This is a genomic window from Variovorax palleresanus, from assembly GCF_051144945.1.
Taxonomy (GTDB): domain Bacteria; phylum Pseudomonadota; class Gammaproteobacteria; order Burkholderiales; family Burkholderiaceae_C; genus Variovorax; species Variovorax paradoxus_S.
Window position 1 is genome coordinate 986,979 of the sequence record NZ_JBJNVP010000002.1, and the last position, 19,337, is coordinate 1,006,315.

Annotated in this window: 19 protein-coding genes; 10 read left to right on the forward strand and 9 right to left on the reverse strand. The window is 66.3% G+C overall.

All coding sequences use genetic code 11. The features are described 5' to 3' along the window. The first annotated feature begins 76 nt into the window (after positions 1–76). A complete protein-coding gene (locus tag ACJ7Z0_RS08375) occupies positions 77–1,897 on the forward strand; it encodes a DEAD/DEAH box helicase (protein ID WP_434789463.1) in 1,821 nt (606 codons plus the stop codon). Between the two features lie 118 nt (positions 1,898–2,015). Here ACJ7Z0_RS08375 and ACJ7Z0_RS08380 read toward each other — a convergent pair whose 3' ends face one another. Next, the gene (locus ACJ7Z0_RS08380; protein WP_434789464.1) at positions 2,016–2,576 is read right to left on the reverse strand and encodes a hypothetical protein; all 561 of its coding nucleotides are present in this window, start codon (positions 2,574–2,576) and stop codon (positions 2,016–2,018) included. Positions 2,577–2,685: 109 nt separating this feature from the next. Here ACJ7Z0_RS08380 and ACJ7Z0_RS08385 point away from each other — a divergent pair, with 109 nt between their 5' ends. Further along, positions 2,686–3,699 carry an endonuclease/exonuclease/phosphatase family protein gene (locus tag ACJ7Z0_RS08385; protein ID WP_434789465.1) on the forward strand — a complete coding sequence of 338 codons (1,014 nt, stop codon included), beginning with the start codon at positions 2,686–2,688 and terminating at the stop codon, positions 3,697–3,699. A 19-nt stretch (positions 3,700–3,718) separates the two neighbouring features. Here ACJ7Z0_RS08385 and ACJ7Z0_RS08390 read toward each other — a convergent pair whose 3' ends face one another. The 5 genes from ACJ7Z0_RS08390 to ACJ7Z0_RS08410 form a co-directional block, all read right to left on the reverse strand. Then, complete coding sequence (locus ACJ7Z0_RS08390) at positions 3,719–4,786, reverse strand: ABC transporter ATP-binding protein (protein ID WP_431129405.1); 1,068 nt, start codon at positions 4,784–4,786, stop codon at positions 3,719–3,721. 19 nt (positions 4,787–4,805) lie between these two features. Further along, entirely contained in the window at positions 4,806–5,657 is an 852-nt protein-coding gene (locus ACJ7Z0_RS08395) for a carbohydrate ABC transporter permease (RefSeq protein ID WP_431129402.1), read from the reverse strand. Then, the gene (locus ACJ7Z0_RS08400; protein WP_434789466.1) at positions 5,654–6,529 is read right to left on the reverse strand and encodes a carbohydrate ABC transporter permease; all 876 of its coding nucleotides are present in this window, start codon (positions 6,527–6,529) and stop codon (positions 5,654–5,656) included. The genes ACJ7Z0_RS08395 and ACJ7Z0_RS08400 overlap by 4 nt, the downstream gene beginning before the upstream one ends. A 40-nt stretch (positions 6,530–6,569) precedes the next feature. After that, positions 6,570–7,955, reverse strand: coding sequence for an ABC transporter substrate-binding protein (locus ACJ7Z0_RS08405; RefSeq protein ID WP_431129397.1), 1,386 nt, complete (start codon positions 7,953–7,955; stop codon positions 6,570–6,572). A 76-nt stretch (positions 7,956–8,031) separates the two neighbouring features. Beyond that, positions 8,032–8,775, reverse strand: coding sequence for a FadR/GntR family transcriptional regulator (locus ACJ7Z0_RS08410; protein ID WP_431129394.1), 744 nt, complete (start codon positions 8,773–8,775; stop codon positions 8,032–8,034). Between the two features lie 150 nt (positions 8,776–8,925). On the opposite strand from ACJ7Z0_RS08410, the gene ACJ7Z0_RS08415 reads away from it, so the two are divergent. The 5 genes from ACJ7Z0_RS08415 (at position 8,926) to ACJ7Z0_RS08435 (ending at position 13,534) form a co-directional block, all read left to right on the forward strand. Then, positions 8,926–10,662 carry an IlvD/Edd family dehydratase gene (locus ACJ7Z0_RS08415; protein WP_434789467.1) on the forward strand — a complete coding sequence of 579 codons (1,737 nt, stop codon included), beginning with the start codon at positions 8,926–8,928 and terminating at the stop codon, positions 10,660–10,662. Between the two features lie 42 nt (positions 10,663–10,704). Next, on the forward strand, positions 10,705–11,613 hold the full coding sequence (locus ACJ7Z0_RS08420) for a 2-dehydro-3-deoxygalactonokinase (protein WP_434789468.1): 909 nt from the start codon (positions 10,705–10,707) through the stop codon (positions 11,611–11,613). After that, positions 11,610–12,251: a 2-dehydro-3-deoxy-6-phosphogalactonate aldolase gene (locus ACJ7Z0_RS08425; RefSeq protein ID WP_434789469.1), complete on the forward strand. Its 642-nt coding sequence runs from the start codon at positions 11,610–11,612 to the stop codon at positions 12,249–12,251. The genes ACJ7Z0_RS08420 and ACJ7Z0_RS08425 overlap by 4 nt, the downstream gene beginning before the upstream one ends. A gap of 49 nt (positions 12,252–12,300) precedes the next feature. Next, a complete protein-coding gene (locus ACJ7Z0_RS08430) occupies positions 12,301–13,041 on the forward strand; it encodes an aldolase (protein ID WP_434789470.1) in 741 nt (246 codons plus the stop codon). 169 nt (positions 13,042–13,210) lie between these two features. Next, the gene (locus ACJ7Z0_RS08435; protein WP_434789471.1) at positions 13,211–13,534 is read left to right on the forward strand and encodes a hypothetical protein; all 324 of its coding nucleotides are present in this window, start codon (positions 13,211–13,213) and stop codon (positions 13,532–13,534) included. An 88-nt stretch (positions 13,535–13,622) separates the two neighbouring features. On the opposite strand, the gene ACJ7Z0_RS08440 is transcribed toward ACJ7Z0_RS08435, so the two are convergent. The 3 genes from ACJ7Z0_RS08440 to ACJ7Z0_RS08450 all read right to left on the reverse strand — a co-directional run bounded on the left by ACJ7Z0_RS08440 (position 13,623) and on the right by ACJ7Z0_RS08450 (position 16,807). Next, positions 13,623–14,999, reverse strand: a complete 1,377-nt coding sequence (locus ACJ7Z0_RS08440; RefSeq protein ID WP_434792633.1) for an MATE family efflux transporter — start codon at positions 14,997–14,999, stop codon at positions 13,623–13,625. Positions 15,000–15,084: 85 nt separating this feature from the next. Further along, positions 15,085–16,320, reverse strand: a complete 1,236-nt coding sequence (locus ACJ7Z0_RS08445) for an MFS transporter (protein WP_431129376.1) — start codon at positions 16,318–16,320, stop codon at positions 15,085–15,087. Further along, complete coding sequence (locus tag ACJ7Z0_RS08450; protein ID WP_434789472.1) at positions 16,313–16,807, reverse strand: MarR family winged helix-turn-helix transcriptional regulator; 495 nt, start codon at positions 16,805–16,807, stop codon at positions 16,313–16,315. Before ACJ7Z0_RS08450 ends, ACJ7Z0_RS08445 begins: the two co-directional genes overlap by 8 nt. A 54-nt stretch (positions 16,808–16,861) precedes the next feature. Between ACJ7Z0_RS08450 and ACJ7Z0_RS08455 the strand changes: the two genes are divergently transcribed. The 3 genes from ACJ7Z0_RS08455 (at position 16,862) to ACJ7Z0_RS08465 (ending at position 19,321) form a co-directional block, all read left to right on the forward strand. Continuing rightward, complete coding sequence (locus ACJ7Z0_RS08455) at positions 16,862–17,407, forward strand: PaaI family thioesterase (protein ID WP_434789473.1); 546 nt, start codon at positions 16,862–16,864, stop codon at positions 17,405–17,407. A 12-nt stretch (positions 17,408–17,419) separates the two neighbouring features. After that, positions 17,420–18,112 (forward strand): nitroreductase, encoded by a 693-nt coding sequence (locus tag ACJ7Z0_RS08460; RefSeq protein WP_434789474.1) that lies wholly within the window; start codon positions 17,420–17,422, stop codon positions 18,110–18,112. Positions 18,113–18,259: 147 nt separating this feature from the next. Then, entirely contained in the window at positions 18,260–19,321 is a 1,062-nt protein-coding gene (locus tag ACJ7Z0_RS08465; RefSeq protein WP_431129364.1) for a Fe(3+) ABC transporter substrate-binding protein, read from the forward strand. Positions 19,322–19,337: the final 16 nt, after the last annotated feature.

A 19,337-nucleotide genomic window follows, 5' to 3' on the forward strand; every position in this document is an offset into this window, starting at 1 on the left:
CTTGACTGGCTCGGCGTTGCCAAAAACGCCAAGCGGGCCGATGCCACTGCGCCGTGTATGGCGCTTATTGTTTCCAATGAATTTTGACGAACTGAAGCTGGCTCCCGCCATCTTGAAGGCTGTGCACGAGCACGGTTACGACACCCCCACCCCCATCCAGGCGCAAGCCATTCCCGCGGTTCTCGACGGGCACGACCTGCTCGGCGGCGCCCAGACCGGCACCGGCAAGACGGCCGCCTTCACGCTGCCGATGCTGCACAAGCTCAGCACGGGCGCGAGCGCCACCAACAAGTTCGGCGGCATCGGCATTCGTGCCCTGGTGCTCACGCCCACGCGCGAACTCGCGGCCCAGGTCGAAGAGTCGGTCCGCACCTACGGCAAGTACCTGGAGCTCGACTCCACTGTGATCTTCGGTGGCGTGGGCATGAATCCGCAGATCAGCAAGCTCAAGAAGGGTGTCGACATCCTCGTGGCCACCCCCGGCCGCCTGCTCGACCTGCAGCAGCAAGGCATGCTCGACCTGAGCCAGGTCCAGATGCTGATCCTGGACGAAGCCGACCGCATGCTCGACATGGGCTTCATCCACGACGTGAAGAAGATCCTCGCGCTGGTGCCCAGGGAAAAGCAGAGCCTGCTGTTCTCGGCCACCTTCAGCGACGAGATCCGCGACCTGGCCGCCACGCTGCTCAAGAACCCGCAAAGCATCCAGGTGACGCCGCGCAACACCACCGTGCAGCGCATCACCCAGGTGATCCACCCCGTGGGCCGCGGCAAGAAGAAGGCGCTGCTCGCGCACATCATCAACGAGAACAAGTGGAGCCAGGTGCTCGTGTTCACGCGCACCAAGTTCGGCGCCAACAGCGTGGCCGAGTTCCTCACCAAGAACGGCATCGAGGCGATGGCGCTGCACGGCAACAAGAGCCAGAGCGCGCGTACGCAAGCGCTGGCCGGCTTCAAGAGCGGCGACATCCGTGCGCTGGTGGCCACCGACATCGCGGCCCGCGGCATCGACATCGACGAGCTGCCGCACGTCGTGAACTACGAAATCCCGAACGTCAGCGAAGACTACGTGCACCGTATCGGCCGCACCGGCCGCGCCGGTTCGAGCGGCGAGGCCGTGAGCTTCGTCTGCCTGGACGAAGAAGGCTTCATGCAGGAAATCGAACGCTTCACGAAGCAGACGATTCCGGTGCAGTTCGTCGAAGGCTTCGGCCCCGAAGACGGCGAGCGCGCCGAGCCGATCGCCATGGGTCGCCAGACGATCTGGGGCGGCGCCGGCCGTCCGCCGAGCCGCGACGTGATGCAGGCGGCCGCCAAGGCCGCCCGCACCGAAATGCTGCAACGCATTCGCGAGAACAAGGCCGGCCAGGGCGGCGGCGAACGCGCTGGCGGTGGTGGTGGTGGCGGCAACGGCGGCGGTCAACGCCGCGGTGGCGGCCAGGGCGGTGGCGGTCAAGGCCGCAACGCCAATGGTGGCGGCCAAGGCCAGGGCCAGGGCCCGCGTGGCCAGGGTGCCCGTCCGGCACAAGGCCGCGGACCGCAAGGCCCGGCACGCACGCCGCACCATGCGCCCCAGCATCATCAGAATCACCTGCCGCATGACGAGCGCCAGCCGCGCCATCACGGCAACAGCCACAGCCCGACGCAAGCCAACCAGGTCGCGCACCTGCGTGCTGAAGCTGTCGCAGGCGGTGATGGCCAGCCGGATCCGTTGCGCACGAGCGTCGACCACATGGGTGGCGGTCGCGGACGCGGCCGTCCGGGCGGCGGCGGTGGTGGCGGCTACGGCGGCAACCGTTCGGGCGGCGGTGGTGGTTACGGCGGCGGTGGTGGCGGTGGTAATCGCTCCGGCGGTGGCGGTGGCGGTGGCGGTGGCGGCCGATCGTTCGGTCGTTAAGCGGAACCGTGGGTAGAACACCTACCCGCAAATGAACAAGGGCACTTCGGTGCCCTTTGTTTTTTCCGGGCTTTCAGCGCGGCGGCGCCGTGCTCGCCCTGATGTGCACCGTGTCGCTTCAGAGCTTCCCGCTGTCGGCGGGGTTGTGCACGATCTGGATCAGCACGTCGGGCGTATAGGCCCTGGTGCGCGAGATCTCGGCAATTTCTCCGCCTGCGGTGCCGGCGAAGACCAGCACGCCCTGCCCTTTGTAGGCAAGGTAGTGGCGCCACCGATCTGTGCCGTTGTAGGTGGGAATCCAGGCCTTGCCTGTGTTCCGGACCGTTTCGGCGTTGGGCTTACCCGCGATCTTGATGACTTCCGCGTAGCTCATGCTGGGCCGAAGCTGCGCGAAGGGGGTGCCGGGCAACGGCTGGCCGACTGCGGTGCGCTCTTCGTCTTCTTGCGCCGTGACCAGCGCTCGCCGGCTGGGCTCGTACAAAGGGGCAGATTGGCAGGCGGCCAGCGCAACGCACGCCAGCAAGACAGCAGAGATCGACCGAATCTTCATCTTTGTTTTCTCCCGTTGAAATTTGGCGCGGACCTGAGAGCCCGCCAGCACGGATGAAAAGTCCGCAGCATCGAATTGTCGTTTTACAAGTCCCGACACAATCGTTGCCAGGGTGCGAATCCGGCGCATTTATCGCGTTTTTGTCAACTGCTCCACACAACCGCATTAACGATGGTTTTGCCTATTAGTACCAAAGGCGTCTCCCAGCGTGGCACAGCGCCGGACACAATCGCGAGCCATGCAATACATCCCGCCCAACTACGCCACGCTCTTCGTCGCCACCTGCAACCTGCTGAATCTCGCGAATCCTCATCGCGTGTTCTACGAGAACCAGGACCCGTACGACGAGCGCGAATACGAGCGCAAGATCGACTGGATCGGCGAGCGCTTTCGTGCGCTCAATGCCGACGTGCTCGCGGTGCAGGAGGTCTGGGATGAAAGCGCGCTCAGAGCTGCCATTGCGCGCAGCGGCTTGCGCTACGACTTCGTCGCGGTGCCGGGTGCCGAGAACACGCCGCCGCACAACGGCGCAGAGGGCACGCCGCGGGTCGGCATTGCCACGCGGCTGCAGGTGGACCGCGTGCAATCGTTCGTCGACTTTCCGCCCGGCTTCGGGGTCGAGGTGCCGGGCCTCGGCCCGCACACGCGCTTCGAGCGCCCGCCGTTTCTGGTCACGCTGCGAATGAAGCACGGCCAGCAGGTGCACATGCTCACGGTGCACCTCAAGTCGAAGCGGCCCAAGTTCCTGCAGGACGCGCAAGGCAACGCACTGGAAGACCGCGAGGACCGGAAAGTCGGCGTGATGGCGTCTCTGCGCTCGCTCGTCATGCGCGGCGCCGAGGCAGCCGCCCTGCGCTGCATCGTGCTCGATCTGCTGCAGGGCACGAACACGCCGCTGGTGGTGATGGGCGACTTCAACGACGACCCGCACAGCGTCACCACGCAACTGGTGGCCGCCACCTCCGAAGTGGCCTACGACAAGGCCGCGCGCGACGTGGCGCTCTTCAACGCCTATGAGATGCAGGGCGAGTCGGCACTGAAGAAAGACGTCGCCTACTCGCACATCCACCAGGGCTTTCCGGCCGTGCTCGACCAGATCTTCGTGAGCGAAGAGTTCGTGGCCACGAGCCGCAACAGCCTGGGCGACGTGCGCCGGGTCGACTATTTCAACGACCACCTGCACGAAGGGCGCGACCGCTCGCGCTCGGACCACGGCTTTGTGCGCGCCCTGCTCCGGCTGCGCACAGACTGAGCCGAAAGTCGAAAAAAGCTCAGGGCATGCGCCGGCCGCTCTGTCGGTCGAACAGGTGCACGCGGTCGGTGTCGATGGCCAGGCCCACGGTCTGGTCGGGCATCGCATCGACGCGGCCGTGCACCGCCAGCACCAGCTTGGCCTCGCCCACCTGCACCAACAGTTCGGTCTCGGCGCCCGTGGGCTCGACCACGATCACCTGTGCATTGACGCCGCTGCCGCCGCCCAGCGTGATGTCGCCGGGGCGGATGCCGTAGTGCACCGGCTGGCCGTCGGGTGCCGAGGTGCCCGCTGGCACGGGCCAGCGCGCGCCATGCGCCTCGACCCAGCAGTCCGCGCCTGAGCGCCGCACGGTGCCGTCGATCACGTTCATGGACGGCGAGCCGATGAATTGCGCGACGAACAGGTTGTCGGGGCGGTCGTACAGGTCGAGCGGCGTGCCGATCTGCTCAACGATGCCGTCGTGCATCACCACGATGCGGTCGGCCATGGTCATGGCCTCGATCTGGTCGTGCGTCACGTAGACGGTGGTGGTCTTCAGGCGCTGGTGCAGCGCCTTGATCTCGGCGCGCATCGCCACGCGCAGCTTGGCGTCGAGATTGGAGAGCGGCTCGTCGAACAAGAACACCTTCGGGTCACGCACGATGGCGCGCCCCATGGCCACGCGCTGGCGCTGGCCGCCCGACAGCTCGCGCGGATAGCGTCCGAGCAGCGCATCGAGGTTGAGGATCTTCGCGGCCCGCGACACGCGCTCGTCGGTCACCGACTTCTCGGCGTTGCGCAAACGCAGGCTGAAGCCCATGTTCTCGCCCACCGTCATGTGCGGATAGAGCGCATAGCTCTGGAACACCATGGCGATGTCGCGGTCCTTCGACTCGAGGTCGTTGACCACGCGGCTGTCGATCATGATCTCGCCGCCGCTGATGTCTTCAAGGCCCGCGAGCATGCGCAACAAGGTCGACTTGCCGCAGCCCGAAGGCCCGACCAGCACCACGAACTCGCCGTCGGTGATGTCGAAGCTCAGGCCCTGGATGATCTGGACCTTGCCGAAGGATTTCTGGATATTGCGAAAGGATACGGAAGCCATTTTTATTCCCAGGGTTCGCTCAACTCTTGACGGCACCGGCGGTGAGTCCGCCCACCATGTAGCGCTTGAAGGCGTAATAGATCGCCGCGGGCGGCAATGCGTAGATGAGGCCGGTGGCCATCAGCAGCTCCCACGGCGAATCGTCGGCCGAGAGGAAGTTGCCGAGCGCCACCGCCAGCGTCACGCTCCTGTCGTTGGACAGCAGCAGGAAGGCGTAGAGGTACTCGTTCCACGCCAGCAGCAGCGAATACGTGCCCACCGCCACCAGCGACGGCACCATGAGCGGCAGGTACACCAGGCGGAACAGCTGCAGCGGCGAAGCGCCGTCCATGCGCGCGGCCTCGTCGAGCTCGTAGGGCAGCTTGTCCGACGCCTGCTTCAGCACCCAGATGCAGTACGGCGAGGCGATGGTCACCATCGCGAGGATCAGCGCCCACTGGCTGTTGAGCAGGCCATAGTTGCCCATGGTCTTGTACATCGGCACCGCGAGGAAGGCCGCCGGAATGAAGTAGGTGAAGAGCGCCAGGTTCATCACCGTGCGACCACCGCGCACGCGCAGCCGGCTGATCGCGAACGCGGCCGTGGTCGCGACGAACAGCGTGAGCACGCCGACCGACAGCGCGATCAGCAGCGAATTCAAGAGCTGCAGCCAGAAGTGGTCGAGGTAGAAGTGCTTCTGCTGGAACACGATGCGGAAGTTGTCCAGCGTCGCGTTCTTGGGCCACAGGTGGCCCGAGGTCGCGGAGTCCTTCGACGAGATCGCGAAGAGCACCATGTGGTAGACGGGGATCAGCGTCCACAGCAGCACCGGAATGCCGATCAGCAGCAGCTTGGCCTCGGTCGCTATGGCCTTGGGGGTCCAGCGTTTCATTTCGAGAGCCTCTTCATCATGAAGTAGACGAGTGGCAGGACGAGAGGGAGAGCCACCACGATCGATGCCATCGACAGGTCGACCTGGTCGAGCCGCAGATAGCGGATGCCCAGCGTTGCGAGCACGTGCGTCAGGTCGGCAGGTCCGCCGCCGGTCAGAAGGTAGACGCTGTTGAAGTCGCCCAGCGTCCAGATCATCGAAAGAATGAGAGACGTGACGTAGAGCGTCTTCAGCGCGGGCCAGCTCACGAAGCGGAATTTCTGCCACGACGAGGCACCGTCGACCGACGCGGCTTCATACTGCTCGGTCGGAATGGCCAGCCGCCCCGCCACCAGGATCAGCGTCCAGAACGGCAGCGACTTCCATATATGCACGACCATCGCCAAGGACAGTGCCAGCGAAGGATCGTTGAGCCAATTGGGACCATCCGCGCCGGTCAGGCGGAAGATGGTGCTGTTGATCACGCCCCACTCGGGGTTGAGCATGAAGCGGATCGACAGGATGGTGGGAATCGACGGCATCGCCCACGGCAGGATGAAGATCGCCGAAATGATCTTGATCCACCAGCGCGATGTCACGAAGAAGCCCGAGAGCACAAGGGCCACGAGCATCTTGATGTTGATGGCCACGACCAGGAAGATGGCCGTGTTGATCACCGAGCGGAAGAAGATCGGGTCGTCGACCAGCTTCACGTAGCTTTGCGGATGGCGCGCGAGCCACAGCCCGTACCCCACAGGGTAGAGCACGAAAACCACGAACACCAGCAGGTAGGGCACGACCATGACCGCGCCCCAGAACTGCCAGCGCGCGTGCCGCGCCCCAAGATTGACGGTAGGCGCCGGGAGCGGCGCGGCGGTGGCAGTGGAGCTCATGCGAGTCAGCCCGGTGAACGTGGTTTTCGAAGAATGCGGCTTACTGCGCCGCGACCGTCTTGATGCGCGCGATCATCTCGTCGACCGCCTTGTCCACCGGCACCTTGTCGGTGACGACGCGGCTCATGGCCTTGGCCCAGACGTTCTCGTTGTTGAGCACGGTGAACTTGTAGTTCTTGGTGAACTCGAAAGTCACGGTGCCGGCGGCGTACTGGTTGAAGACCGAGAGGCGGTGCGGATCGGCCTTCCAGAAGTCACGCTGCTGCGCAGCCTTGGTCACCGGGAACCAGCGGCCCAGCGAACCCTCGACGTACGGCGTGAGGTTTTCTTCCTGCAGCAGGAAGGCGACGAACTCCTTGGCGCGGGCCTTGTTCTTGGCGTCCTTGAACACCACGCCGGTCTTCACCGCGCTGCGGTAGACCATCTTGCTGCCGTCCGGCTTGCTTGGGAAACCCGCCGTGCGGATGCGCTCGGTGTAGTTCTTGCGCGCTTCCTCGCGCTGCTCTGGCGTGAGAGTCGCGTTGTTCGAATCGTCGAGCCACTTGGCGGCGATGGAGATGGTCGCGTTGTGCGTCATCAGCGTCGTCTTGTTGTGGAACGCGACGTTGTTGTCCGGGTCCTTCCAGCTGGTCGCCGACGGCGGCGTGCAGCCCTTGGTGTAGGGCGTCGTGTAGTCGGTCAGCGCGCCGATCAGGCCGGTGCGGACCTTCGGATCATCGACCAGCAACTTGCCGTTGTCGTCCACCAGCTTGACGTTGTGCGCGTCCATGAAGGTCAGGAACGAATAGAACGAGTCGCTCGAATCCACGCCCATGGGCATGCCGATGCCGAAGGTGCGCTTGCCGCTCTTCTGGCGGCTGGCGGTTTGCGCCTTCTCGCACCAGAAGGTCCAGTAGTCCTTCCAGGTGGTGGGAATGTCGGTTTCCTTGAGGCCGGCTTCGGTGAGCATGTCGAGCCAGTACTCGACGTGCATCGTCTGCTGCTTGATCGGGAAGGCGTAGTACGCCTTGGTCTTGGTCTGCTCGTTGTGCAGGTACGTGGTCTCCAGCGTGTTGGGCGCGAAGCGGTCCTTCATGGGCGCGAGCACGCTGCTGAGGTCTTCGAGCTTGCCGTCGTAGGCCCACTTGCCCGTGACCTGGAAGTCGTACACGTCGGCGTACGCCACGTCGGGCGGGCTGCCCGAGTCGAGCGCGGACACGGTCTTGGGGATCATGTCCTGGATCGGGTACTGCGAGAGTTCGATCTTCACGTTCTTGTTCTTGTCCTCGAACTTCTTGATGGCTGCGAACAACGCATCGTCCTCGGCCTTGTAGAAGCCCTTGACCCACCAGACGGTGAGCTTTTCCTGCGCGGCAGCGGGGCCTGCCGCCGCAAGCAACCCCAGTGCAAATAGCGTCGGCGCTATCAGCGATTTGACGACTTTCATGGTGTCTCCTCTTCTTCGGTGGAAATGCTCGAAACACGAGCGTGGTGAAAAATCCGTTGCGACCTGGGCCGGCCGGCTAGCTCGCCTTGAGCCGAGGGGGTGGGCGGCTGAGCCGCGGCAGCCGCCGGCGCGAACCGAGCACGTCCTCGATGTCCTGCCGCGCGCCGTCGATGAGGCGGATGACCGCACGCTCGGCCTTGGCCGGGTCGTGCGCAATCACCGCATCGAGCACCGCGCGGTGCAGCGGCAGCGAAAGCGCGGGACCGTCGGGCTTGGCGGTCGAAATCTCGAAACTGGTGCGCAGCAGCGCGTTGAGCGCCTTGCTCATCTGCGCCAGCATGCGGTTGCGCGCGGCGCTCAACAGGCCGTTGTGAAAGCGCAGGTCGAAGGTGACGTAGTCGCCGCCGTTCTCCACGGCCTCTTTCATGCCGGCGTAGGCGCGCTCTATCTCTTCGATGTCCTCCGGGCTGGCACGTTCGGCCGCGAGCCGCACGGCCGCCGGCTCGACCACGCGGCGCAAATCCTGCAGATCGCGCAGGAACTCGGGCGTGAGCCCGGCGCGCGACTGCCAGGTGATGACATCGGGGTCGAACCAATTCCACTTGTCCTGCGGCAGCACACGCGTCCCCACCTTCGGCCCGGTGACGATCAGGCCCTTGGCGGCGAGCGACTTGATGGCCTCTCGCACCACCGTGCGGCTCACGCCCAGCTCCTCGCCCAGGATGGGTTCGGCCGGGATCGACGCACCAATCGCATAACGGCCGGCCACGACAGCTTCGCCGAGCAGCTCGAGCGTGCGACCGTGGATGTTCTTGATCATGTGCGTGATGTGAAATTTGATATGCCGACACTCGAAAACACTAAGGGTCCGGCAGGTTCTTCGCACTTATCATATGATGATTGAAATGGCCGATCGGCAGGACAAACCCTGAGGTTTGGAGTCGTAAGCGGTCGTAAACGGAGACAACCGATGAGCACTTCCCCGAAGAAAAAAGCCAGCGAGCTGCGCAGCCAGCAATGGTTCGGCCGCAATGACCGAGACGGTTTCATCTACCGAAGCTGGGTGAAGGGCAAGGGCGTGCCGCACGACCAGTTCGACGGTCGCCCGGTCATCGGAATCTGCAACACCTTCAGCGAGCTCACGCCCTGCAACTCGCACTTCCGCACGCTGGCCGAGCAGGTCAAGATCGGCGTGTACGAAGCGGGCGGTTTCCCGCTCGAGTTCCCGGTGATGTCGCTCGGCGAAACGCTGCTGCGTCCCACGGCCATGCTGTATCGCAACCTCGCGAGCATGGACGTGGAAGAAAGCATTCGCGGCAATCCGCTCGACGGCGTGGTGCTGCTCATGGGCTGCGACAAGACCACGCCCGCGCTCATGATGGGCGCGGCCAGCGTCGACCTGCCGACCATCGGCGTGTCGGGCGGCCCCATGCTCTCGGGCAAATGGCGCGGCCAGGAGCTGGGCTCTGGCACCGGCGTGTGGCAGATGAGCGAGCAGGTGCGCGCCGGCACGCTCAAGCTGCAAGACTTCTTCGAGGCCGAAAGCTGCATGCACCGCAGCCACGGCCACTGCATGACGATGGGCACCGCGAGCACCATGGCCAGCATGGTCGAGTCGCTGGGCATCGGCCTGCCCGGCAATGCGGCCTATCCGGCCGTGGACGGGCGGCGCAACGTGCTGGCCCGCATGGCCGGGCGGCGCATCGTCGACATGGTGCATGAAGACCTCCACATGTCGAAGATCCTCACACGCGAGGCCATCGAGAACGCCATCAAGGTGAACGCGGCCATCGGCGGCTCCACCAACCTGGTCATCCACCTGCTGGCCATTGCGGGGCGCATCGGCGTCGACCTCAAGCTGGACGACTTCGACCGCCTCGCCTCCGAACTGCCCTGCCTGGTCGACCTGCAGCCCTCGGGCCGCTTCCTGATGGAAGACTTCTGCTACGCGGGCGGGCTGCCGGTGGTCATCAAGGAGATCGCGCAGTTCCTGCACAAGGACGTCATCACGGCCAACGGCCAGACGCTGTGGGACAACGTGAAGGACGCCGAAAACTACAACCCCCAGGTGATCCGCCCGCTGGCCGAGCCGTTCAAGGAAAACGCCGGCATCTGCGTGCTGCGCGGCAACCTCGCGCCCAACGGCGCCATCATCAAGCCCAGCGCCGCCACGCCGGAACTGCTGGTGCACAAGGGCCGCGCGGTGGTGTTCGAGAACGCCGACGACCTGCACCAGCGCATCGACGACGAGAACCTCGACATCGACGAGCATTGCATCATGGTGCTGAAGAACTGCGGCCCGCGCGGCTACCCCGGCATGTCCGAGTCGGGCAACATGCCGCTGCCCCCCAAGGTGCTGCGCAAGGGCATCACCGACATGGTCCGCATCAGCGATGCACGCATGAGCGGCACGGCCTACGGCACCGTGGTGCTGCACACCGCGCCCGAGGCCGCCGCCGGTGGCCCGCTGGCGCTGGTGCAGGACGGCGACATCGTCGAGCTCGACGTGCCCAACCGCAGGCTGCACCTGCACGTGAGCGACGAAGAACTCGCGCGCCGCCTCGAGAAATGGGTCGCCCCCAAGGCGCCGCTCGATTCCGGCTACTGGAAGCTCTATGTCGACACGGTGCTGCAGGCCGACCAGGGCGCCGACCTGGCTTTCCTGCGCGGCCGGCGCGGTGCTTTCGTTCCAAGGGACAATCACTAGCACTGGGCATACTCCAGGCTTTCCCCATGGAGTCGCATTGACATGAGCAGATTGGTGGCGGTCGACTGGGGCACGAGCTCCTTGCGCGGCGCGCTGCTCGATGCCCGCGGCAAGGTGCTCGAGGAGCGCAGCGATGCGCGCGGCATTCTCAAGGTGCCGGCGGGCGGCTTTCCCGAGGTGTTCGAGTCGCTGTTCGCCGACTGGATGCAGCCCGCGGGCACGCGCTGCCTGATCTCCGGCATGGCCGGCAGCAAGCAGGGCTGGGTCGAGGCGCCCTATTGCGCCTGCCCTGCCGGGCGCGTCGAAGTGGGCCGCCGGATCATCGACATCGACGTGCGGCCGGATTCGCGCATTTCCATCGTGCCGGGCCTGCGCGACGAGCACGACGGCGTTCCCGATGTCATGCGCGGCGAAGAGGTCCAGATCTTCGGCGCCATGGCGCTCATGGACGTCGACGAAGGCGTCTTCGTGCTGCCGGGCACACACAACAAGTGGGTCACGGTCAAGAAGGGCCGCGTCAAGGGCTTTCGCACCTTCATGACCGGGGAGTTCTATGCGTTGCTGAGCCAGCACTCGATTCTTGCGCGCACGCTCGATGCCGATGCACCGCTCGACGAGGCCGCCTTCGTGGAGGGCGTCACGCGTTCGGACAACGGCCAGGGCCTGCTGCACAACGCCTTCGGCACGCGCACGCTGGCGCTGTTCGAGCGCATGCCCACGGAGGAACTCGCCAGCTATCTCTCGGGCCTCTTGATCGGCGAAGAACTGCGCACGCAGTCGCTGCATGCCTCCGGCGAAGTGGTGCTGATCGGCTCACCCGCGCTCACGCAGCGCTACACGCTGGCGCTGCGCGCCACCGGCATCGCCACGCGCACGATGGGCGCCGAAGCCACCTGGGCCGGACTGCATGCGCTGTCCGGTTTTCTCGACACAGACAGAACTCCTTCATGACGACTCCCCAAGAAAAATTCAAGGCCGCGATGCGCGAGCTGCCGCTGGTCGCCATCCTGCGCGGGCTCACGCCGCCCGAGGCGGCCGACGTGGGCGACGCCATCGTCGAGTCCGGCTTCCGGCTGCTCGAAGTGCCGCTCAATTCGCCCAAGCCCTACGCCAGCATCACGCTGATGCGCACGCGCTTTCCCGAGGCCCTGGTGGGTGCCGGCACGGTGCTCGACGTGCAGCAGGTGCGCTATGTGCATTCGGCCGGCGGCGAGCTGATCGTGTCGCCCAACTTCAATGCCGAGGTGGTCGCCGAAGCCGTGCGGCTGGGCATGGTCTGCCTGCCCGGCGTGATGACGCCGACCGAAGCCTTTGGTGCCCTGGCCGCGGGCGCGACCGGGCTCAAGCTGTTTCCGGCCGAACTGGCGTCGCCCGCGGTGGTGAAAGCATTGCTTGCGGTGCTGCCCGCCGGCACGCCGCTGATGCCCGTGGGCGGCATCACGCCCACCAACATGGCCGAATGGCGTGCGGCTGGCGCGTCCGGCTTCGGCATCGGCTCGGCGCTCTACAAGCCCGGCAAGCAGGCGTCCGACGTGCGTGCCGATGCCGAGAGATTCGTCGCCGCCTGCTCGGGCGCAATCCACGCCTGATACCCCTTCTTCACCGTTCTCTTCTTTTCACATCCACGAGGCCCCGTCGATGTCCGCAGATTCAGATTACGCCAGCCCCGCCGTGCGCAAGTTGCGCGAAGACCTTTCGCTCGCATTGCGCGCGGCCGCCCACCATGGCCTCTCGGAAGGCGTCTGCAACCACTTCAGCGTGATGCTCCCCGGCGCGCAAGACCGCTACCTGATCAACCCGCGCGGCTTGCACTGGAGCGAAATCGGCCCCGACGACATCGTGCTGATCGACGTGCACGGCGAAGTGCTTGCCGGCCGCCACCGGGTGGAACCGACCGCGCTGTTCATCCATGGCGCGGTGCACCGGCTGACCGGCCACGCGGTCGTGCTGCACTGCCACATGCCCTACGCCACCGCGCTCACGCTCACGGCCGATCGCGCCCTCGATCCCACGCTGAGCCAGAACGCAATGCGCTACATGAACCGCATTGCGATCGACGCGGTCTACAACGGCCTGGCGCTCGACGATGCCGAGGGTGAACGCATCGCGCGCGCCATGGAAGGAAAGGACGTGGCTTTCCTGGCCAATCACGGCGTGATCGTGGCGGGCGGCACCATTGCACATGCCTACGACGATCTCTACTATCTGGAACGCGCCAGCCTGCACCAGGTGATCGCGCAATCGACCGGGCGACCGCTGGTTCCGGTCGATGCGAAGCTGGCCGCACTTGCCGCTGTGCAGATCCAGGGCGAACGCGAGCAATCCGACCTGTTCTTCGAGGCGCTTCGGCGCATGCTGCCGCCCCCGCCACACGGCTGACGTCCGTTCGGCCGGTTTCGCGTCGGAATTGGGGCGCCTAGGATGGCTGTCGTGTCTTGCAATGGCCGCGCACCGGCTTACAGGTCTTCACCCGATTTCGCCCAAGCCTTACACAGCGTTCACATGGAGCCACGACGATAGGGCTTCCAACCACTCCATTGGAGTTGCCATGAAAAAGCTCACTCTCGCATTCGGCGCCGCGGCCCTGCTGTCGCTGGCGGCACTCAGCGCAACGGCCCAGGCACAGACCGGCGGCCGCTTCATCCAGACCCAGGTGTATGTGGTGCCCGCACCCCCGCCGCCGCCGCGCCATCACTACTACGCGCCGCCACCCCCGCCGCACCACTACTACGGCCCGCGCTACAGCGACCATCACCGCTACGAGCATCGGCATCGCCACTGGGAAGAGCGTCGCTACGGCCGCAGGGACTATGACGGGGACGGCGTACCCAACCGCTACGACCGCCGGCCCGAGAATCCGTACCGCTACTGATTTTCCAGCAGAGCACGAGGCCCGGGCCTGTGCGGCGGCACATGCCGCCGCACAGCCGGGCGAATTGTCGGCAGGCTTTGTGTCTGGTTCAGGCTTGCGCCACGCGCCGCAATAGCCCGGCGGTGGTGCGCGGCCAGCCCACGCGGCCGAACCATGCACCGCCGGCAATCGCCGCCGCGATGACCACGCCGTACACCGCCAGCGCCACGCCCTGCGCCGCAAAGACGCCGGTCAGCCCGCCGCCCCAGCGAAAGGCGAGCCAACCGCCAATGCCCGCCACGGAAAGACGCGTGAGGTTGCCGATCACCGGCCACAGCAGGCGCCCTGCCCCTTGCGAGGCGAAATACAGCACCAGCCCGACACCGAAGAAGCCATAGAACGGCCCCACCAGGCGCAGATAGTGCGCGCCGGTGTCGAGCATGGCGGGGTCGCTGCCGAACAGCAGCAGCCAGGGCCGCGGAAACAGCGCGGCCGCCAGGCCAATGCTTTCGGTGAGCACGAATGCGATGGCCGCACCGGCCCAGGTGGCGCGCAGCGCGCGTTCACGCTGGCCGGCGCCCATGCAGGTACCGACCATCGCGACCAGCGGTGCGCCCAGCCCGAACACCAGCGGCACCAGCAGGTATTCGAGCCTCGACGCGGTGCCGTAGCCGGCCAATGCGCCCGAGCCGAAATGGCCGGTCAATGCGGTGGCAATGCCGATCGACAGATTGGTGGCCACGGTCGCGACCGCGGCTACCAGGCCGACGCGCAGGATGTCGCGGAACAGCGGCCAGCGCAGCTTCAGCGCGGCGAGCGTGGGACGCAGCAGGCTGCGCGGCGACCGCAGGTAGACGATGAGCGCGATTGACCCCAGCAGGTAGTACAGCAGCAGCGCCATCGCGCCGCCCGCAATGCCCATGCCCGGCAGCGGTCCCCAGCCGAAGATCAAAAGCGGCGATGCGGGAATGAGAAACAGCACGCCCACCACCGTCACGTTCGCCGGCACCGCCATGTTGCCGGTGCCGCGGATGATGGCCGAGAGCGAATTGAAGAGCCACACCAGCACCGCGCCCGCGAACACCCAGTTCGAATACGTCAGGGCCGCGTCGAGCGCTTCGCCGGTGCCGCCCATGATCGCGTAGAGCCATCGCCCGCCGGCCAGCAGCGCGAGGGAAAAGCACAGGCCAAAGCCGATCGCGATGACCACCGCATGCCACACCAGCGCATCGGCATCGCCGCGGCGGCGCGCGCCCAGCGCACGGGCGATCGACGAGGCAATGCCGCCGCCCATGGCGCCCGCCGAAGTCATCTGCATCAGCATGACGATGGGGAACACCAGTGCCATGCCGGCAAGCGCATGGGTGCCCAGCTTGCCGACGAAGTAGGTTTCGATGAGCCCGACGGAGGCCTGCGCCAGCATCACGAGCACGTTGGGCGCGGCCATGCGCAGCAGGGTCGCCACGATCGGCGCCTCCAGCAGCATGCGCGTGCGCGGATCGAGGTCTCGGCTCACTGGGTAACCTCCGCGCTAGGCGCTGCGGTATTCGCCTTGGGAGCGGCCTGACGGCTCATGCCGCCGCCAGGTTCGCGCGCGCCAGCCGCGCTTCGCGGATCGGCAGGTGCACCAGCGCCGCGCCCGCGGCGAGCGCGATGTCGATGTACCAGACGATGTCGTAGTTGCCCGTGGCCTGGAAAACGTAGCCGCCCAGGTACGCGCCCAGGAAGCCGCCGACCTGGTGCGCCAGCATCACGATGCCGAACAGCATCGCCATGTTGGCCGGCCCGAACATCTTGGCGACGAGGCCGGCGGTCGGCGGCACGGTCGACAGGAAGGTCACGCCCATCACGGCGGCGAACACCAGCATGACCACGGTCGTCTTCGGCGCCAGCAGGAAGACCAGCACGGCGATGCCGCGCGTGGCATAGACCAGAGACAGCAGCGACTTCATGCGCCAGCGCCCCACCGCCCAGCCCATCGCAAGGCTGCCGACGATGTTGAAGAGCCCGATCATCGCGAGCGCCCAGCCGCCGACTTCGGCCGGCAGCCCGCAGGCCGCGACGACACCGGGCAGGTGCGTGGCGAGGAAGGCGACGTGGAAGCCGCAGACCAGGAAGCCCAGGCTCAGGTAGCGGTAGCTCGGTGTCGCGAGCGCCTGGCCGATGGCCTGGCGCGCACTCAGCGGCTTCGTGCCCGATGCGGCCGCCGAGGCCGCAGCCATCGCGTTCGAATTGCCCTTGAGTACCCATGCGGCCGGCAACGCCAGCAGCACCAGCACGCCGAGCCACTGCATGGCGCCGGCCCAGCCCACGGCTGCCGTCAGGCCGACGGCGATCGGCGCCATCGCGAACTGTCCGAAGGAGCCGCCGGCGTTGACCATGCCGGTGGCCAGGCCGCGTTTCTCGGCCGGCACCAGGCGCGTGGTCGCGGCCATCAGCACCGACGGACCCGCCATGCCAGCGCCACCGGCCGCCAGCACGCCGATCGCGAAGATCAGGCCGGCCGTGCTCGTCATCAGCGGCGTGATCAGGGTGCCGACGGCGACCAGCAGCACGCCGAGGAACACCACGCGGCCGGTGCCGATGCGGTCGGCCACGGCGCCCGCGAAGGGCTGCGTGAGGCCCCACCAGAGCTGTCCGAATGCGAACGCCAGGCTGATGCTGCCGATGCCGAGCGCGGTCGAGGTGTTGAGTGCCGAGAGGAACAGGCCCATCGTCTGTCGCACCCCCATCGTGAGCGCGAAGGCGCCCGCGGCCGCCAGCAGCACGAGCCAGAGCGCATGGCGCCGCAGAGAGGTTTCATTCATCGCGGGCTCCTGTTTGGTCTTCCGGCTGTCCATCGCCCAGCCCTGCGCGCTGCAGGAGTTCCAGGCTCTCGTCGAGAAGGGCATGCAGCGCCAGCACGCGCTCCGTGCCGAGGATGTCGTTGAGCGCCAGCTGCGCGCCGTGCCAGAGGCGCTGCGCCTCGGCTCGCTTCTCGCGGCCTGCATCGGTGATCGCCAGCATGCGGCTGCGCGCATCGGGGCCCTCGGTCTGCACGAGGAAGCCCGCCGCCAGCAGAGGCTTGAGATTGCGCGTGAGCGTGGAGGCGTCGACGTTCATCTCGCGCGCCAGGTCGACCGGGCGCAGCGGCCCGAAATGCAGCACATGCGAGAGCAGTGAATACTGCGTGGTCTTGAGCCCGCTGGGCGCGACGTGCGTGTCATAGAGGCGCGACGCCAGCCTGGAGAGCCGGCGCAGGCGGAAATTGGTACATCCTTGGGGCCTCAGCAGAGGCTTCAGAGCGGTGATCATGCCATTCATTGTAGCTACAATAATTGTACATACAACTATCAAGGAGTTTTTTCCATGATCGAGCCCCATGCCATCGACGCCTGGATCGCCCAGGAGGCCGAGGTCGTCCAACGCCTGGACGCGGGGCCGGGCCCTGGCCTGGCACGCCCCGAGCAGATCGCCGGCAAGACCGGGCTGGAAACGATGGAAGCGATGCTGCGCGCCGAAATCCCCTACGCCGCCATCGCCAAGACCCTCGACTTCGCCCTGCTGGAAGTCAGCCCGGGCCGGGCCGTATTCCAGGGCAGGCCGCTTGCGCAGCACCTGAATCCCCTGGGCACCATCCACGGCGGCTGGGTTGCCACCTTGCTCGATTCCGCGCTGGGCTGCTCGGTCCACACCATGATGCCGGTGGGGCGCGCCTACACGACCGCCGAGCTGAGCGTGAACTACGTGAAGGGCCTCACGCCCAAGGTACAGCGGGTTCGCGCCGAGGGCAAGGTGATCCATTGCGGCCGGCAGCTTGCCACCGCCGAGGCGCGGCTCTTCGGGCCCGACGGCACGCTGTACGCGCACGCCACCACCACTTGCCTGGTGTTCGAGGTTCCCGCACCACGCTGAGCCGCCACCGCCATGTCTTCCACTCCCCACGACCCCTCGCTCGCACCGGCGTTCAAGGCCCTTCTCGACCAGCGCTACAGCTGCCGGGGCTACCTTGCCGATCCGGTGCCGCGCCAAACGATCGATGCCATCCTGCAGCTGGCGCAGCGCACCGCGTCGTGGTGCAACTCGCAGCCATGGCAGGTGATCGTGAGCAGCGCCGCGGCCACCGAGCGCCTGCGCCAGGCCTTCGACTCGGACGAAGCCGCGGTCGATGCCCAGTTCGACATTGCGCCGCCCGCCGACTACCGCGGCGTGTACCGCGAACGCCGCCGCGAATGCGGGTTCCAGCTGTACGAGAGCGTCGGCATCGCGCGCGGCGACCGCGAGGCTTCGGAAAGGCAGGCGCGGGAGAACTTCAGGTTCTTCGGCGCGCCGCACCTGGCCCTCGTCACCACAGAAGCGCTGCTCGGCACGTATGGCGCGGTGGACTGCGGCGCCTACGTCAACAACTTCGTGCTGGCGGCCCGCAGCTTCGGCGTGGCCAGCATCGCCCAGGCGGCCGTGGCCTCCCGCTCGAAATTCCTGCATCGCTGGTTCGAGATTCCGGACGACCGCCAGGTGGTGTGCGGCATCGCATTCGGCTACGAGGACCCCTCGCATCCGGCCAATCGCTTCCGTACGGCGCGCGCGCCGCTGGAGCAGGTTTGCCGCTGGGTGGATTGAGCGTCGATCCCGTCGTTCGGAATTCCTTCACCGTGTAAGTGCAAGGACGTAAAAAACCACCCAAAGGGCAGTGATAATGATTCTCATCGTCAGCCGCGTGGCTGCGATGCTTTTTCAAAACACGTCTCTGCACCTGGAGGATCCTTCATGACCGACCGCTTCGGCGTCCAAGGCCGCGCCGCCCGCGCACTGATCGGCGTCTCCGCCGCCTGGCTGGCCGCTGCCGCCCTGCCCGCCTATGCCGCCAACGACGAACTCACGCTCTACACGACGCGCGAGCCCGCGTTGATCCAGCCGCTGATCTCGGCCTTCAGCACGCAGAGCAACATCAAGGTCAACACCGTGTTCGTGAAGGACGGCCTGCTGGAGCGCGTCAAGGCCGAGGGCGCGCGCTCTCCAGCCGACGTGCTGATGACGGTGGACATCGGCAACCTGATGGACCTGGTCGATGGCGGCGTGACGCAGCCGGTGAAGTCGGCCGCGCTCGAATCGGCCGTGCCCGCCAACCTGCGCGGCACCGACGGGCAGTGGTTTGCGCTCTCGCTGCGCGCGCGCGTGCTCTACGCCGACAAGAACCAGCCGCTCACCAGCTTCCGCTATGAAGACCTGGCCAATCCGAAGTGGAAGGGCAAGGTCTGCATCCGCGCCGGCCAGCATCCCTACAACACGGCGCTGGTCGCGGCAATGATCGCGCACGACGGCGAGGCCAAGACCGAACAATGGCTGCGCGGCGTCAAGGCCAACCTGGCCCGCAAGGCCACGGGCGGCGACCGCGACGTGGCGCGCGACATCCTCGGTGGCATCTGCGACGTCGGCCTGGCCAATTCCTACTACGTCGGCCAGATGAAGAGCTCCAAGGAAGGCACCGACGCGCGCAAGTGGGGCGATGCGATCAAGGTCGTTCGCCCGACCTTCGCCAGCGCCAAGAGCGGCGGCACCCACGTCAACATCAGCGGCGCGGCCGTGGCCAAGAACGCGCCGCAGCGTGCCAATGCGGTCAAGCTGCTCGAGTTCCTGGTGTCGGAGCCGGCGCAGTCTCTCTATGCGCAAGCCAACTACGAGTACCCGGTGCGCAAGGGCGTGGCGCTCGACCCGATCATCGGCGAGACCATCGGCGAGCTGAAGGTCGATCCGCTGCCGCTCACCGAGATTGCCAAGTACCGCAAGCAGGCCAGCGCCCTGGTCGACAAGGTCGGCTTCGATCAGTGATCGACATGGCCGGGCA

Bases quoted from the DNA above. Each gene is read 5' to 3' on its own strand.
- ACJ7Z0_RS08375 (WP_434789463.1), top strand. From the start codon at position 77: ATGAATTTTGACGAACTGAAGCTGGCTCCCGCCATCTTGAAGGCTGTG.
- ACJ7Z0_RS08380 (WP_434789464.1), bottom strand. From the start codon at position 2,576: ATGCGCCGGATTCGCACCCTGGCAACGATTGTGTCGGGACTTGTAAAA.
- ACJ7Z0_RS08385 (WP_434789465.1), top strand. From the start codon at position 2,686: ATGCAATACATCCCGCCCAACTACGCCACGCTCTTCGTCGCCACCTGC.
- ACJ7Z0_RS08390 (WP_431129405.1), bottom strand. From the start codon at position 4,786: ATGGCTTCCGTATCCTTTCGCAATATCCAGAAATCCTTCGGCAAGGTC.
- ACJ7Z0_RS08395 (WP_431129402.1), bottom strand. From the start codon at position 5,657: ATGAAACGCTGGACCCCCAAGGCCATAGCGACCGAGGCCAAGCTGCTG.
- ACJ7Z0_RS08400 (WP_434789466.1), bottom strand. From the start codon at position 6,529: ATGAGCTCCACTGCCACCGCCGCGCCGCTCCCGGCGCCTACCGTCAAT.
- ACJ7Z0_RS08405 (WP_431129397.1), bottom strand. From the start codon at position 7,955: ATGAAAGTCGTCAAATCGCTGATAGCGCCGACGCTATTTGCACTGGGG.
- ACJ7Z0_RS08410 (WP_431129394.1), bottom strand. From the start codon at position 8,775: ATGATCAAGAACATCCACGGTCGCACGCTCGAGCTGCTCGGCGAAGCT.
- ACJ7Z0_RS08415 (WP_434789467.1), top strand. From the start codon at position 8,926: ATGAGCACTTCCCCGAAGAAAAAAGCCAGCGAGCTGCGCAGCCAGCAA.
- ACJ7Z0_RS08420 (WP_434789468.1), top strand. From the start codon at position 10,705: ATGAGCAGATTGGTGGCGGTCGACTGGGGCACGAGCTCCTTGCGCGGC.
- ACJ7Z0_RS08425 (WP_434789469.1), top strand. From the start codon at position 11,610: ATGACGACTCCCCAAGAAAAATTCAAGGCCGCGATGCGCGAGCTGCCG.
- ACJ7Z0_RS08430 (WP_434789470.1), top strand. From the start codon at position 12,301: ATGTCCGCAGATTCAGATTACGCCAGCCCCGCCGTGCGCAAGTTGCGC.
- ACJ7Z0_RS08435 (WP_434789471.1), top strand. From the start codon at position 13,211: ATGAAAAAGCTCACTCTCGCATTCGGCGCCGCGGCCCTGCTGTCGCTG.
- ACJ7Z0_RS08440 (WP_434792633.1), bottom strand. From the start codon at position 14,999: ATGCTGCTGGAGGCGCCGATCGTGGCGACCCTGCTGCGCATGGCCGCG.
- ACJ7Z0_RS08445 (WP_431129376.1), bottom strand. From the start codon at position 16,320: ATGAATGAAACCTCTCTGCGGCGCCATGCGCTCTGGCTCGTGCTGCTG.
- ACJ7Z0_RS08450 (WP_434789472.1), bottom strand. From the start codon at position 16,807: ATGATCACCGCTCTGAAGCCTCTGCTGAGGCCCCAAGGATGTACCAAT.
- ACJ7Z0_RS08455 (WP_434789473.1), top strand. From the start codon at position 16,862: ATGATCGAGCCCCATGCCATCGACGCCTGGATCGCCCAGGAGGCCGAG.
- ACJ7Z0_RS08460 (WP_434789474.1), top strand. From the start codon at position 17,420: ATGTCTTCCACTCCCCACGACCCCTCGCTCGCACCGGCGTTCAAGGCC.
- ACJ7Z0_RS08465 (WP_431129364.1), top strand. From the start codon at position 18,260: ATGACCGACCGCTTCGGCGTCCAAGGCCGCGCCGCCCGCGCACTGATC.